The organism is Candidatus Enterococcus ikei (genome assembly GCF_017316105.1).
GTDB classification, from domain to species: Bacteria; Bacillota; Bacilli; order Lactobacillales; family Enterococcaceae; genus Enterococcus_L; species Enterococcus_L ikei.
On sequence record NZ_JAFLWD010000003.1, the window covers coordinates 80,421 to 94,674 of the forward strand.

General features: G+C 31.1%; 15 protein-coding genes. 14 read left to right on the forward strand and 1 reads right to left on the reverse strand.

Going from position 1 to position 14,254, the window contains the following annotated elements; translation table 11 throughout:
* From JZO69_RS01380 to JZO69_RS01430, 11 genes are all read left to right on the forward strand, one after another.
* Positions 1–756, forward strand: a complete 756-nt coding sequence (locus JZO69_RS01380) for a creatininase family protein (RefSeq protein WP_207111122.1) — start codon at positions 1–3, stop codon at positions 754–756.
* The gene (locus JZO69_RS01385; protein ID WP_207111123.1) at positions 743–2,017 is read left to right on the forward strand and encodes a phenylacetate--CoA ligase family protein; all 1,275 of its coding nucleotides are present in this window, start codon (positions 743–745) and stop codon (positions 2,015–2,017) included. The genes JZO69_RS01380 and JZO69_RS01385 overlap by 14 nt, the downstream gene beginning before the upstream one ends.
* Positions 2,017–3,381: a coproporphyrinogen-III oxidase family protein gene (locus JZO69_RS01390; RefSeq protein ID WP_207111124.1), complete on the forward strand. Its 1,365-nt coding sequence runs from the start codon at positions 2,017–2,019 to the stop codon at positions 3,379–3,381. Before JZO69_RS01385 ends, JZO69_RS01390 begins: the two co-directional genes overlap by 1 nt.
* A 113-nt stretch (positions 3,382–3,494) precedes the next feature.
* On the forward strand, positions 3,495–4,352 hold the full coding sequence (locus tag JZO69_RS01395; protein ID WP_207111125.1) for a hypothetical protein: 858 nt from the start codon (positions 3,495–3,497) through the stop codon (positions 4,350–4,352).
* Positions 4,318–4,770, forward strand: coding sequence for a hypothetical protein (locus JZO69_RS01400; protein ID WP_207111126.1), 453 nt, complete (start codon positions 4,318–4,320; stop codon positions 4,768–4,770). The genes JZO69_RS01395 and JZO69_RS01400 overlap by 35 nt, the downstream gene beginning before the upstream one ends.
* The gene (locus JZO69_RS01405; RefSeq protein ID WP_207111127.1) at positions 4,761–5,543 is read left to right on the forward strand and encodes a hypothetical protein; all 783 of its coding nucleotides are present in this window, start codon (positions 4,761–4,763) and stop codon (positions 5,541–5,543) included. The genes JZO69_RS01400 and JZO69_RS01405 overlap by 10 nt, the downstream gene beginning before the upstream one ends.
* A 16-nt stretch (positions 5,544–5,559) precedes the next feature.
* Positions 5,560–6,450, forward strand: a complete 891-nt coding sequence (locus JZO69_RS01410; RefSeq protein WP_207111128.1) for a hypothetical protein — start codon at positions 5,560–5,562, stop codon at positions 6,448–6,450.
* On the forward strand, positions 6,443–7,798 hold the full coding sequence (locus JZO69_RS01415; RefSeq protein ID WP_207111129.1) for an MATE family efflux transporter: 1,356 nt from the start codon (positions 6,443–6,445) through the stop codon (positions 7,796–7,798). The genes JZO69_RS01410 and JZO69_RS01415 overlap by 8 nt, the downstream gene beginning before the upstream one ends.
* 10 nt (positions 7,799–7,808) lie before the next feature.
* Positions 7,809–9,812 (forward strand): AAA family ATPase, encoded by a 2,004-nt coding sequence (locus JZO69_RS01420; RefSeq protein WP_207111130.1) that lies wholly within the window; start codon positions 7,809–7,811, stop codon positions 9,810–9,812.
* Positions 9,812–10,630 carry a class I SAM-dependent methyltransferase gene (locus JZO69_RS01425; protein WP_207111131.1) on the forward strand — a complete coding sequence of 273 codons (819 nt, stop codon included), beginning with the start codon at positions 9,812–9,814 and terminating at the stop codon, positions 10,628–10,630. Before JZO69_RS01420 ends, JZO69_RS01425 begins: the two co-directional genes overlap by 1 nt.
* On the forward strand, positions 10,631–11,629 hold the full coding sequence (locus JZO69_RS01430) for a sulfite exporter TauE/SafE family protein (protein ID WP_207111132.1): 999 nt from the start codon (positions 10,631–10,633) through the stop codon (positions 11,627–11,629). It abuts the gene before it with no gap.
* Between the two features lie 10 nt (positions 11,630–11,639).
* Here JZO69_RS01430 and JZO69_RS01435 read toward each other — a convergent pair whose 3' ends face one another.
* The gene (locus JZO69_RS01435) at positions 11,640–12,059 is read right to left on the reverse strand and encodes a GyrI-like domain-containing protein (RefSeq protein ID WP_207111133.1); all 420 of its coding nucleotides are present in this window, start codon (positions 12,057–12,059) and stop codon (positions 11,640–11,642) included.
* Between the two features lie 82 nt (positions 12,060–12,141).
* Between JZO69_RS01435 and metK the strand changes: the two genes are divergently transcribed.
* The 3 genes from metK (at position 12,142) to JZO69_RS01450 (ending at position 14,229) form a co-directional block, all read left to right on the forward strand.
* The gene (metK, locus tag JZO69_RS01440; protein WP_430733248.1) at positions 12,142–13,341 is read left to right on the forward strand and encodes a methionine adenosyltransferase; all 1,200 of its coding nucleotides are present in this window, start codon (positions 12,142–12,144) and stop codon (positions 13,339–13,341) included.
* 8 nt (positions 13,342–13,349) lie between these two features.
* Entirely contained in the window at positions 13,350–13,793 is a 444-nt protein-coding gene (locus JZO69_RS01445; protein ID WP_207111135.1) for a flavodoxin domain-containing protein, read from the forward strand.
* A 115-nt stretch (positions 13,794–13,908) separates the two neighbouring features.
* The gene (locus tag JZO69_RS01450; protein ID WP_207111136.1) at positions 13,909–14,229 is read left to right on the forward strand and encodes a DUF960 family protein; all 321 of its coding nucleotides are present in this window, start codon (positions 13,909–13,911) and stop codon (positions 14,227–14,229) included.
* Positions 14,230–14,254: the final 25 nt, after the last annotated feature.

Here is a 14,254-nt window from a genome sequence, read left to right on the forward strand (position 1 = left end):
ATGAAACTAGCTAATTTAAAGACACAAGAACTAGAAAAGCACAAAGATAAATGGCTGATTATTCCTTTTGGAAGTATAGAGCAGCATGGGCAAAGACTGCCTCTTTCTGTAGACGTAGATATTGCTAAAAGCATTTCTTTAGAAATAGCCGAAAGATGTAATCATCTAGTTGCTCCGCCTGTAATTTATTCAACTAGATCTCTTCCAAATAGTGGAGGAGGAGATAGTTTCATGGGAAATATTCATCTTTCTGTGAATACCTTTATGGTTTTAACTAAAGAATTGATCCAATCATATAAAAAAAACGGTTTTAGTAAAATTCTTATTTTAAATGGTCACTACGAGAACCTAGCTTTTATTTTTGAGGCAATCGAACAGCTTAAGGAGGATAGGCAACTGAATGGAATTAAAATAATGGCATTGAATTGGTGGGATGTACTTCCAGATAGTTTTATTTCGATTGTTACTAATGGAAAATTTGTAAATTGGAGTCTTGAGCACGCAGGAATGGTTGAAACGTCTATTCAGATGGTGATAAATCCAGATACAGTTGACGTAGAAGAAAGTGTAGAAAATAAGGGTATAGAGAATTCATTTTATTCGTATCCGATAATGCAAAAAAATGTTAGTAAAACAGGATCTTTATCAAGTTCTTCAGGAGCAACGAAAGAAATGGGTAAAGAAATTATCGATTTTGTTTGTAATCAAATTATGAATTTAATTGACGATATGGAGGGAAATAATGAATTTGGATAATTTTGAAAAAGTAAAAAAGATACTTGAATTTACATACCAAAATTCTTCTTTTTATAATGATAAGTATAAAGGTCATGATATAAATTCTATAAATACATTTGAAGATTTTTCAAAATTACCTCTTTTGACTGCTGAAGAGATTACTTTGAACAGTAAGGAGATGATTCCAAGTACAGTTCGACCGTATAGGGTAAGTAGCAGTAGTGGAACCCTTGGAAAACCGAAAGTCATTTATAGAGATGAAAAAGATACTGATCGAGGAATTTCAAAGTTAGTAGAACTTCTTAAAATGGCAAAAGTAACATGTTCCGACTCTATAATGATAGGTCAACCTTTTGAAATGGCTCACTTTGGATATTTAGTTTTTGAAGCAGCAAGAATATTAAAAATCCAATCAATACCTATTGGGATTTCGATTTCGAATGAAGCGTTTTTGGAGTCTATTCTTAATTTTAAACCTACAGTAATTTGTACATCATTATCAAGAGTTTTGGTAATAATCCAAATGCTGAAGGTAAGAAATATAAATGAATTACCATTCGTAAAGTCTGTGATTCTAGCTGGTGAGCCAGTTACCAAAGAAGGGATTGATCTCATACAGAACTATTTCAATGTCTATCCTTTTAACTTTTATGGAAGTGAAGAAACGGATGGTTTAGGAGGTGATTGCAAACAGCATAAGGGAATTCATTTTTTTGATGATGTATTCTATTTAGAATTACTTGACATTCCTGGCGTAGCTCCCACAAAAAAAGGAAACAAAATTGGCGAAGCTGTTATTACTTCTCTCTATCAAATTGGGACACCTCTAATTAGGTACAAGCTAGGAGATATTATTGAGATTGAGGCGTCAAATTGTTCTTGTGGAGAATCTTATCCATTAGTTCATAGCATAGGAAGAGCAGGAGATGCATTTAATATATTTGATGGAGTAACTATTTTAGCGTATCAAATCGAAAAACTTCTAAAAGAGAAGTTAGGAGAAATTGAAAACTATCAAATTTATATTTCAACAATTGTACCTGGATTAGAAGAAATTAAAGTTAAAATTAAATTAACAGAGACACCAGAAAATGTATCTGTTCTAGAAAATGATGTGCAAAATTGCTTGTGGCAATCATCGGAAGACTTGAATAGTGCAAAAGAAGCTGGAGCATTAAGGTTTAGAGTTGAGATCAATAGATCAGAAATTTATGTTACACAAAGAGGAAAAACAAAAAGGATAATTGATCTAAGAAAAGAAAAGGAGGAAACAACTTAATGAACAAGTATAGTTCTTCTGAAATTTTAGACTATGATAAAAGAGGAGATTGTTATACATGGTGTTATCCCTTAGATTTATCAAATTTTAATACACAAAACATTTGGTCACAGAATGAACAAATCCCCAAACTAAGTGATACTCTTACACTATATGTTCATATACCTTATTGCAAATTTATTTGTAGTATGTGTCCATTTACACATGAAAAATTAGATCAAAGAGAATTGGATGAATATGTAGAAATGCTTATTAAAGAAATATCAACGTATTCTCACCATAAAATTTCAAAAGAAAGCATTGTAACATCCATATATTTTGGTGGAGGGACAGCAAGCTTATTATCACCTTATCATGTAGAAAAAATATTGTCAGTAATTAATTGGAGTTATAATTTAGCTTCAAATTGTGAAATTACTTTAGAATGTCATCCAAATACTGTTGACAATAAATATCTCGAACAAATTAAAGATTCGGGAATTAATAGGGTATCATTTGGAATTCAATCATTTCAAAAAGAAAATATTGAAAAATTAGGATTATTACAAATTCCAGAAAAAAATATAAAAGTTATATCAGATGCATTAGGTGTTGGTTTTAATACAGTAGCTTGCGATATTATGTATAATTTGCCAGAACAAAGTATTGATAATCTAAGGAAAGATCTTGAGATGGCAGTCGATTTGGGAATACAAGGGTTAAGTGTATATGCTTTAGATCCAGAAGTTAGACAATTAAAATCAATACAACAAATCAAAGAACAACAAAAAATTGAAAAAGAAATGTTTTATTACATCAATACTTTTTTGACTAATAATGATTTCGTTCATGTTGCCCAACCAGACTACTCAAAAAAAGGGCATGAAAATAGACAGATCAGAGATCTCTGGGGAGCTGCTCAAAGTTATAACTTGAGTTTTGGAGCGGGAGCATTCTCAGAAAGTTTCAATGGATTTACATGGGCAAACATACATGATCCAAAAAAGTATATTGAGCTTATGAAGTCTAATAAAATGCCAATTTTAATGGGTAAGCAATGGGATATAAATGATGCGATGTCAAGGTATTTAGTTTTAGGAGCAAGATGTCTAACTATTCCACTAGATGTTTATCAAAATACTTTTGGCATTGGACTAGATCAGACTTTCAAATATGAGATAACCAGGCTTGAAGAATTAGGATACGTTAAATTAACAACGGATAGTTTAGAAATCACAAAAGAGGGAATGTATTATATCGATAATATCTCAAAAACCTTTTTTTCATTTTCAAATAGAGGACTAAGCCAGTTTTGGGGTTGTTCTCTAAGAGATAAACTACCAGAACGGTTTTATGAGTTTGAAGAAGAAAGTCATAAAGTATGATAAAAGTGATAGAAGCGGCATTACCATTGTACATTTCAAACTATTGTGACTCTAATTGTTCTATTTGTAATATGAGATGTTCTAATTCAAATTTGTTGCGGATTGATGGAACTATGAAGGACATTGAGAAGCAACTAATCTTAATTTTGAAAGAAGAAAAAGTTTCATCAATTATGATTTTGTCAGGTGAGTATTTGAGTGGTGAATACAGGAACAAGAATCTAAATAAAGTTCAGTGGACCATAAATAAAGCATTAGATATGGGATTTCAAAAAGTTTTAATAAATATAGGTTCACTAAGTGAAACAGAAATTGCTTCATTTTATAAAAATACAGTAGACCCTAATAAATTAGGACTTTCAATTTTTCAAGAGACCTATAATGAAAAGGTTTATCATAAATATTTTGGAAGGACAGACTCTCTTATACCCAAGTCGAACTTCAATACTAGATTAGATACACCAGAGAGATGGCTAAAAAGCGGATTTACAACAATTAATATTGGAATCTTATTAGGGTTAGCCCCTGTTGATGAAGATATAGATTCTTTAGTTAGCCATGCAATCTCTTTACGGGGAAAATATAAATGCAACATATTAATTTCAGTACCTAGAATAATTGGTTATGATAATAAATTTCCAATTTCGGATAAAGAATTTATTGAGTGTCTTAAGAAAATAAAAAAACAAATTCCATGGTGTCATATTATTATATCCACAAGAGAAAGTCTTGAAATTATAAGCCAAGTGCTTCCCGTTGTCAGTGTCATTAGCCCAGGTTCATCTGATGTTTTAGCATACTCTAAAGATGGAATTAGTAATAATCCAAAGACTTCGCAATTTGTAGTAGGAAAAAAAAGAAAGCGTCCTAGAGATGTTTTAAATTTGATTGAGAGTAACGAAAAAATATGTTTGAAATATTTTAAGGAGGGAGAAGTTGGACAAAATCTTTCTGTCAACGCCGATAACTAATTCTTTAAATAAGGAAACTGGATTAATGCACACTGATATTGCGACAAAAATTAGTAGAATACAAGAGTGTTTAATTTCACAAAGATACGAAGTGTTTTTAGCTATTGATAGAGAAAACTGGGGGCGAACAATTATGTCACCTTCTGAGTGTACCCCTCTTGATTTTTATGGGGTATCTAATTCAAGTCATATGGTTGTAATTATTTCAAAATATATATCAGATGGAGTACTAATTGAGATTGGTTGGGCATCGGCTTTGAATATACCAATTACCATATTTTGTGAAAAAGAAAGTAATCTTTCCCCCTTAGTATTAGGATTACCAACAATAGGGGAGCATCAAATTTTCTATGTTGATTTTGAAGATACGGAAATGATAGAAATTATGTTATTAGAGAGGGTGAAAAAATGCAAGTAAAAAATACTTCATTAGAATTACTAGAAAAGTTAACAAGTTCTTGGGAAGATAATGGATTAAGTGAATTTTTAAAATTATTTCATAGAAATGCTAAAATATATCATCCGTATTTTAAAATACCAATTTCTCCACTTGATGCAATGGAAGTAATGAACACAGCAGTTTCTGGGACAACTCAAATTGAAAAAATAGAACTTAAATCAGGAAATGGTAATGGAAAAAGAGATAAGGTTTATATTGAAATTGTTGATAGTGGGGAACTTGTTCCTGATATTTCTTATGTCGGTATTATGTGCATGGAATTTGAAATTAAAAAGCATAAAATTAGTAAAATTAGAATTTTGGGTGGAAAGACTAAAAGAATTAAAGAAAGACAGGAGAAATTTGATAGGAGAATAGAAAAAAGAACTTCAATCGAATTGGCTCAAACAATTGCGAATTTTTGGGGAAGTAATATGAGTTCTGAATACTTGGGACTGTTTACAGAGAAGGCTTTAATCAAACACGTGTTGTTCAGTGAACCATTTGAGCCAGAAGTAGTGATTGATATCATGCACTGTAATGTGAAAGGAACAACTGAGCTATACGGATATGATGTTATTCAAGGCAGTGGTCATGGAGAAAATGACATTTTAGAACTTAAGTTTATTGAAACAGGAGATTTGATTGGATATGAACCAAGCAAACGAGGAGTTATGAATGTTCGTGTAAATGTTAAAAACTGTCAGGTCGATTATCTAGAAGCATATGGTTATGACATAGTTGAAATTTGAACGGAGATGAAAAAGTATGAAAAAAAAACGAACTACAAAAGAAATGGCTAATTTATTAGGTGAAGCATGGGGAAATAATAGAGGTGAAGAATTTACACAATTATTTTCCGAAGATGCAGTAATTAAGCATCCTTTTTTTCCAGAAGAGGTGTCACCCAAAACAATTGTAAATATCTTGAATTGTAATGTAAAAGGGGTTAGTGAATATGTTGGATACGAACATATTAGTGGAGCTGGTGAAGGTGTTGATGATGTTATAAAAATGAGTTTCATTGATACTGGTTTTAACTGTGGTTATGTTCCAAAATATCAAGGAAAAATGATTATTACAGCATACATTAAAGAGTTTGAGTTTACTAGATTTGAAGTATTTGGTTATGAGATAGTTGAGAGTGAAAATAAAGGAAAGACTTTTAGTCATATTGAAGGTATTGAAGTAGAGAAGGCACAAGATTTAGCTGAACTAGCAGGAGTGGCTTGGGAATCGAATAATATGGATTTATTTACATCGTTGTTTTCTAAAGATGCTAAAATATATCATCCATTATTTCAAGAGCCTGTTAACCCATATCTTGTTTCAGATGTATTAAACTCTCCTATGGAAGGGATCAGTAATTTAAAGAATATCTCAATTATTTCTGGAACAGGTGAAGCAGATGATGACATCATTGATATGTATTTTGAAGAAACGGGCGTACAACTAGGTTATTTACCAGAAGAAATGGGTATTTTACACATGACTGCAAAAATTAAAAATAAGAGATTTACTGAGTTTATTGTTCATAGTTATAGCTCGACAGAAAATAAATTTGCTCAACTTAAAGATGCTATTATTCAAGAAAAACGTGAAGTTCAGGTTGGGATGATGCAAACAACGAAAGTTGAACAATATGAAGATAGTGAGTAAAACAATATTAAAAGAGACAAAATCTATTGCAACCTTAGGGCTAGGTTTAGGAATTGCACAGCTATCACAAGTATTATTAAATCTTTTCGATTCAATAATGATGGGCCGCTGTAGTGAAATTGGACTAGCTGCTGGTTTATTAGGATCATCAATTTATAACTTAGGTCTTTTGTTTTGTATGGGAGTAGTTTTATCAGTGACTATCCTGATTAGTAATAATAAAGACAATCAAGTAAAGAAAATTATATCTAGTGGTTACTTTGTCAGTATTCTTCTAACAATTTTGATGGTAGCCTATGTCTTAATTACTAGTAAATTTCTTAATGTAACCCATGCTAATTCTGAGTTGACTCAATTAACTGCTCAGTATTTATTAGGATTAATGCCAGGTGTATTTCCATGGGTTCTATTCTTATTGTTGAGAAATGTATTAAGCTGTTTTGATAAGGTTAAGTTAACTATCTCAATTTCAATTTTTTCACTGATTCTGGATACAATTCTAAACTTTATTTTTATTTTTGGTTTTGGAAATTTTAATGGTTTTGGTGTATTAGGGAGTGCATATTCTACCAGCTTAACAAATTGGATTGCTTTAATTTTATTTTTAGTAGTTATAAAAATTAGTAAAGAGGGTAAGCTGAAAGAAGATATCTTACAATTATCTGAGTTTAAATTATCAATTGTTTTCAAGTATTTTAAGTTTGGTATCCCAACAGGAATCATATTCTTTTCAGAATATTTAATTTTTGCATATGGAAATATATTACTAGCTAAATATGGAAGCAACGCAGTAATTGCTTTTGGAGTTGCAATAAATTGGTTAAATCTATTTTATATGTATCCAGTAGGAGTATCTCAAATTCTTACGGTAAAAACTGGAGAAGCAGTAAAAAAAGAGGATAAATTATTGTTTTTTAGACGAATTAAATCAATGAAATTAATCTCGTTAGCTTATAATTTTTTCTCTGTACTATCGATCTTACTCTTTCACAAGTGGATGATATTTTTAATTATAGGGAGACAAAGTTATGGATCAGAAGTTTATTTTCTCTCTCAAGCATTTCTCTTTATAGTCTGTCTAATATTGTGTGTGTATAACCTCATTGTCATGTTAGCTGGGGTAATGCGGGGATTTCAAGATGTAAAAACTCCTTTGTACATGGTATTTCTAATGTATTGGATAATTGGTGTCGGAAGTTCTCATATTTTTTCAATTATTTTTTCAGAGTTTGGTATATTGTTAGGAATGCTTTTTGGTTTTTCATTAACCTATATAGGAATGAAATTATCTTTTAATAAAAAAATAGTAGATATTTTTGAAAGAGGTGAGAATTATCCGAAAATTTGAGGATCATTTATTGAATGAACTTTTAATGGATAGCCAAAGTTATATTTTAAATAGAGGCAAGATATTTTTAAAAGTAGAAGACATCCTTTTCATATATCAAGATAAATACAGTAGTAAGTCTTTAGGACTTGGACGATTATGCAGACTTAATGAATTACAGGAGGAAAACAAGTTTTTAACTAGTTCTAAAACTGATTCTACAATAATTATCGATAATGAATTATTTCGCTATATAAAGGAATGCAAGCCGAATACTACTTTAGAAAAATTTATATTGGGACTTTTCCAAATTTATTTAGGCGAGCCCCGAGGCAAAGAGAGTGAAAGTAAAGTTAATGATGTAAATAAAATTGAAGAATCCAATAACGTATTCCCATATTGTGAAGATCTTACTGAGTCGGCCAAGAAAAACAACTTAGATCCGGTGATTGGTAGGAATCATGAAATCAATAGAATAGTATCAGTAATTCTTCGGAAGAAAAAGAATAATGTATTGCTTTTAGGTGAAGCTGGGGTTGGTAAAACTGCAATAGTTGAAAAGCTCGCGTATCTTATTTCTAAAGAAAAAGTACCTGAAAAAATGAAAGATATGAAAATTTTACAATTAGATATTTCTCAGATGTTAGCGGGTAGTTCCAACAGGGGAGAGTTTGAAGGACGAGTAACAGAATTAATTAGTAGTATTTCTGATAAAAATATCCTTTTATTTATTGATGAAATTCATACAATAGTTGGTGCGGGCAGTGATGGTAATTTGGATTTCTCTAATATTATTAAACCCGCTTTGGCCAGAGGGGAAATTAAGTGTATAGGGGCTACTACAACATCTGAATATAAGTTGTATTTGCAAAATGATCGAGCACTGTCTAGAAGATTTGATAATATAATTGTATTAGAACCTACTGAAAAAGAGACAGAAGCATTGCTAGTAAAAATAAAAAAGTACTTTGAAGCTTATCATAAAGTATATTATTCAAACGAAGTAGTTCATGAGATAGTTAAGATGGCAAACAAAATATTCCCGAATAGAAAATTTCCTGATAAAGCAATAGATTTAATGGATGAATTGGGAGTAAATAGTAATATGAACAATGAAACTGATGTATCTTTAAAAGATATTGAAGTAATAGGTTTAAATAAAGAAAATATTATAGATAATGGGAAAAATATATATTCATGTTTAACAGATATAAGACATACTTTAAATGAAGCTATGAAGAGCCAAGAAGATGTTGTTTCTAAATTAATGAACATATTGGAACCAGCCTTCTTTTTAGATGTGAACGATTCGACTAAATGTAATATATGTTTTTTAGGGAAGGAAAAATATTGGAAAAAATTGACTTTATCTACATTAAGTGAAAAATTATCATACAATAATGTAATTAATATTTTTTTAGCAGAGTATCAAGAAAAGCACAGTTTATCCAAGATATTGGGACCACCGCCAGGATACTCGGGAAGTGAAAATGGAGGGATTTTACTAGATAAGATAAAAAATAATTCTCGAACAATATTAGTTTTTCATGATATTGTTTTCGCGCATGATGATATCAAAAGATTTATTTTACAAATTTTGGAATATGGATATGCAATAGATGCTAGCGGTGAGCTTGTATCATTTAAAGATGTGATAATAATATTCGACGACAATAATATTAAGGATGAACTTACTTCAGAATTATATTTATTTATGGATGATGTGATTGAATTTAGAGAAGCATCTATGAATGAGATTCGAGAAGTTATACTAAATTTTATTAGGGATGCTTGCAGCACAATGATGAAAAAACGAAAGATGGATATTGAACTTGATAAATCCGTATATGTGTATTTACAAAAAATAAGTTCGGAATATTCGGAAGATTCAGTTAATTTTTATTTAAAAAATTGTAGAAAATATATTTTACCAAAAATTGTACGAAAAGTTTTCTTTGAAAATAGTAAGTTAGAAAAAATTAAAGTATCTTATTTAAATGGTGAAATTACTGTTTATGGAAAGGAAGATAATTAATGGGAAGAAAAGCAATGGATAGTTGGGAAGTAAGTTATCCCAAAGGAGTAATTGAATGTTTAGATTTATTTAGGGATAAATATTTACAATACGATACATTTGATCCTATACTACATGATTATATTCAAACACATCTCGAATCAGGAGGCAAGCGTGTATGTTCATTAGGGGCTGGGACTGGAAGACATGAAGTTGATTTGGCCAAACTTGGCTACGATGTTGTGGGATTAGAAAGAGATGCACTTTCCGTGCAAATGGCATCAGAGTATATCAACAGTCATGGAGTAGAAGTGGAGATGCATGAATGTGATTTTTTAATTCCAGATAATATTGAAAATTGCCTTAGAGAACAGGAAAAATTTGATGTTGTAATTTTATTATTCATTCCAATTAGTATGTATGATTACAATAGATCACTTCAATTTTTATCTAGATACCTAAAACCAGGAGGAATTTTTGTTACTAATTGTTTTGGTTATCGGAATAGTATTGATAGAGGAAAAAGAGTATTAGATTCAGATATCGAAGTTTGTGAAAGAAAAAGTAAAAACGATATCATCGTAAGGTTGAATTATTATGAATATAAAAATGATATTGTGGATTGGGATGCTATTTACCTTCTAGAAGAAGATGGGCAGCTTGTTATGAAGCGCGATCATGATACATTATGTGTGATGCCAGAGGAAGAGTATGAAGATCCGTTGAATGTTGATAGGGATATTTTTGAAATCTTGCCTAACTATCAAATTTGGGAAGCTGAGGATTGTATGACACCTCCCAACTTGTATGAATATTTAGTAGGAAGAAGGATGAAGTAATTGGAGCTAAATGATTATTATGCAAAAAGGGAGAGAAAAATATGGGCCGCGATGTATATTGTTCTTTTAATAATATGGGCTACATTTATTATGAGGAAGGTAGGATTCGATCGATATCTAACTCATTTCCCAATTCCTCTTACAATGATATTTGGTGGGTTTGTTTCGGGGTTTGCACCGGTAGGGGGGGGGGCTATTTCATTTCCAGTTTTTAGTAAAGTATTAGAAATGGCTCCAGCAGAAGCCAGAGATTTTGGTTTTGCAATTCAGTCGTTTGGTATGACATTTGCAAGTATATCTATTCTTTTAAGAAAGATAAAAATTGAAAAAAAAGTCGTGTTATTCAGTTCATTAGGGGGATTTGTGGGGATAATTTTTTCTAATATATTCATTGTTCCCTTTATTTCTCCATCGATGATGAAATTGTTATTTACATTAATGACTACTTCATTTGGAGTAGCACTGTTTATTAATAATTTTGTATTGAAAAGAAGATACAAATATAGAGAAGTGATATCTAATTTTTCAAAAAATGATATGATTGTCCTCTTTATTGTAGGTGTTGTAGGGGGAAGTTTTTCTGCAATTTTAGGAACAGGGATTGATATATTTACATTTTCTATCATCACAATACTATACAAGCTTGATGAAAAAGTAATAAATCCCACCTCTGACATTATTATGGCTATCAATTCTATCATCGGCTTAACATGTCGCTTTATCTTTGCAGGTTCACTAGCAGGTGAGGCTATGCTTAATTTTCCACTAGCCATACCAATTGTAACCATAGTAGCACCTCTAGGGGCTATCGTTGTAAGCAAGTTAAGTAGAGTTACTGTGGTAAAATTTATTATTTTGGGAATACTAGTAGAGATAATAACCACTTTGACATCAATTGAAATTACATTAAATGTGATTATTATCTCAACAATAACTTTTGTTTTTTCATATCTGTTCTATTATGGTCTGACAAAGTATTCAGATAGAAAAATAAATTAATTTGACTGATTTATTTCACTAGGAAGTTTATTTCAACAATAGTTTTGTTTTCAGATTCTTCAAGATACTGTTCAAAAGGTTTACCTAAAATAGTATATTCATTTTCATGTATCCAATTAACTAACTTTTCATAGTATTTGGGCAATTGTGAAAAGTCTTCTTTACAAATGATACAGGCATATGTTCCACCAGGGATTACTCGAGTTTCCCCAGTTTTTTCTGCAACGGGAATAGCTAACTCGGTGTCATTGGATTCAGGATTAAATTCCTCATCATGGTAAACTACTAAAGGGCTGCCAACAACAGTATATTTTTCATCTGCGACTTTAGAGAAGAGTTCTGCATATACCTCATCAAAATCGGTTAAGGCAATCTCTTTTCTAATACTTAAAATATTGATTTCATTTTTTGTGTCTAATTTTGCTGTCAATAAAATCATCTCCTTTCTTATAAGGTGATTATACATGTTTATAGATTCACAATCAAATATTTTTTACTAAAAGGGGGATATTATTATGGAGGAAACATATTTTACATCCGAATCTGTAACAGAAGGGCATCCCGATAAGATTGCTGATCAAATCAGTGATGCAATTTTGGATGCAGTTCTAGAACAGGACTCTAATGGGCGAGTAGCTTGTGAAGTAGCTGTTACAACTGGTTTAGTTCTAATTTTTGGAGAAATTACTACGAATGCGAATGTTAATTATCGAAATGTAGCTAGAGAAACTATAAAATCTATTGGCTATAGCGAGAATCTACTAGGTTTTAATGGCGATAGTTGTGCTATTTTAGTGGCTTTAGATGAACAGTCACCTGATATTGCCCAAGGACTGACTAATGAAAATAATGATAAACTTGGAGCGGGAGATCAAGGAATGATGTTCGGCTTTGCTACTAATGAAACACCCGAATACTTACCATTACCAATTGCATTGAGCCATAGAATTGCGAAAAGACTTAGTATTGTGAGGAAAGAAAACATATTAGATTATCTGAAACCAGACGGAAAGTGCCAAGTGACTGTTGAATATGATTCAAATGGGGAAGCAAAGAGGATTGAAGCGATTGTAGTCAGCACTCAGCATTCTGAGGATGTAAATAAGACAGTTATGGAACAAGATATGATTAAACACGTAATTAATCCTGTAATTCCAAATGGTCTTTTAGATGAAAATACTAAATTTTATATTAATCCTAGTGGCAAATTTGTGACTGGTGGACCACAAGGTGATGCCGGATTAACTGGACGGAAAATTATAGTAGATACCTATGGAGGTTTTTCATCACATGGGGGAGGAGCATTTTCTGGTAAGGATGCAACAAAAGTTGATAGATCTGGAGCTTATATGGCTCGTTATATTGCGAAAAATATAGTTGCTTCAGGGTTAGCAAAAAAATGTGAAATCCAACTTGCTTATGCGATTGGTTTAGAAACCCCAATTTCTGTAGTGCTTAATACTTTTGGAACTGCCGAGGCTATTGAAGAAATTATTGCAGAAGCAGTTAAAATGAATTTTGATTTAACTCCTCGCGGAATAATTAAACAATTACATTTAGATCAACCTGTATTTTCTGAAACGGCCACATATGGACATTTTGGCAACAATAAGTATACTTGGGAACAAGTTGATCAGCAAGAGAAGTTGAAAAAAACTGTAGAGTCACTTTTATTACTTTCTTCTCAAAAAAATTACTATAAAATTAAATGAGGTCAATTATGAAAAGTGTAGTTATTTTATATGCATCGATTACTGGTAATAATGAAATTATCGCTGATAAATTATTTTCTTTATTATCTGAAACAGTTGATACTGTGGACATATTTGAAATAGATAGTATAGATATAGATGATATCAAAATCTATGATAAAATCATTTTTTGTATGTATACTTATGATTTAGGCGTTATTCCCTATGAAGCAGAGGACATTTTTGAAAGTTTAGAAGATATACATCTTTCAGAAAAAAAGTTTGCAGTTTGTGGTTCAGGAGATATTGATTATGGGGAATATTATTGTAAAGCTGTAGATATTTTTGAGGACAAACTAGTGAGATGTGGAGCAAAAAAAATGATAGAGTCACTAAAAATAAACTTGACACCTTCGGAAAGTGATTTAGCCGAAATTAAACTTTTTGCAAAACGTATTATAGCGTTTGAATAACTGTAAAAGTAGTTTAGTATGAACTTACTGAGAGTATAATTATATATTATATCTATGAAGATCAATCATCTTAAATAGTGGTTGATCTATTTTTGTGTTTTAAGGAGGAAATAAATTGTTTGATAATAAAGAAAATCGTTACATCACGAGAGGAGTGAATGAACAAGTACCAAAAGAAATCCAATTATATTGCTGGAAATTAATCGACAAAAAAAGAAGTGAAGTAAAAACAGAATTAGACTACTTACAAATCTTTGAGTTCAATCCAGATAATCAACGCCAAGCAATTGAGGTGATTCATCGACAAGAAGAACCATTTTTCATTGATTATCATACTTATACCATAAAGAAAAAGATAGCTGATTTCCAAATTAAAAAATTATGGGCGATCGATGATCATAGTCATCAAACGATGCTATTACCAGAAGACTATTAATTGGCATTTTTCTAAGAACCACATA

Bases quoted from the DNA above. Each gene is read 5' to 3' on its own strand.
- JZO69_RS01380 (WP_207111122.1), top strand. From the start codon at position 1: ATGAAACTAGCTAATTTAAAGACACAAGAACTAGAAAAGCACAAAGAT.
- JZO69_RS01385 (WP_207111123.1), top strand. From the start codon at position 743: ATGAATTTGGATAATTTTGAAAAAGTAAAAAAGATACTTGAATTTACA.
- JZO69_RS01390 (WP_207111124.1), top strand. From the start codon at position 2,017: ATGAACAAGTATAGTTCTTCTGAAATTTTAGACTATGATAAAAGAGGA.
- JZO69_RS01395 (WP_207111125.1), top strand. From the start codon at position 3,495: ATGAAGGACATTGAGAAGCAACTAATCTTAATTTTGAAAGAAGAAAAA.
- JZO69_RS01405 (WP_207111127.1), top strand. From the start codon at position 4,761: ATGCAAGTAAAAAATACTTCATTAGAATTACTAGAAAAGTTAACAAGT.
- JZO69_RS01410 (WP_207111128.1), top strand. From the start codon at position 5,560: ATGAAAAAAAAACGAACTACAAAAGAAATGGCTAATTTATTAGGTGAA.
- JZO69_RS01425 (WP_207111131.1), top strand. From the start codon at position 9,812: ATGGGAAGAAAAGCAATGGATAGTTGGGAAGTAAGTTATCCCAAAGGA.
- JZO69_RS01445 (WP_207111135.1), top strand. From the start codon at position 13,350: ATGAAAAGTGTAGTTATTTTATATGCATCGATTACTGGTAATAATGAA.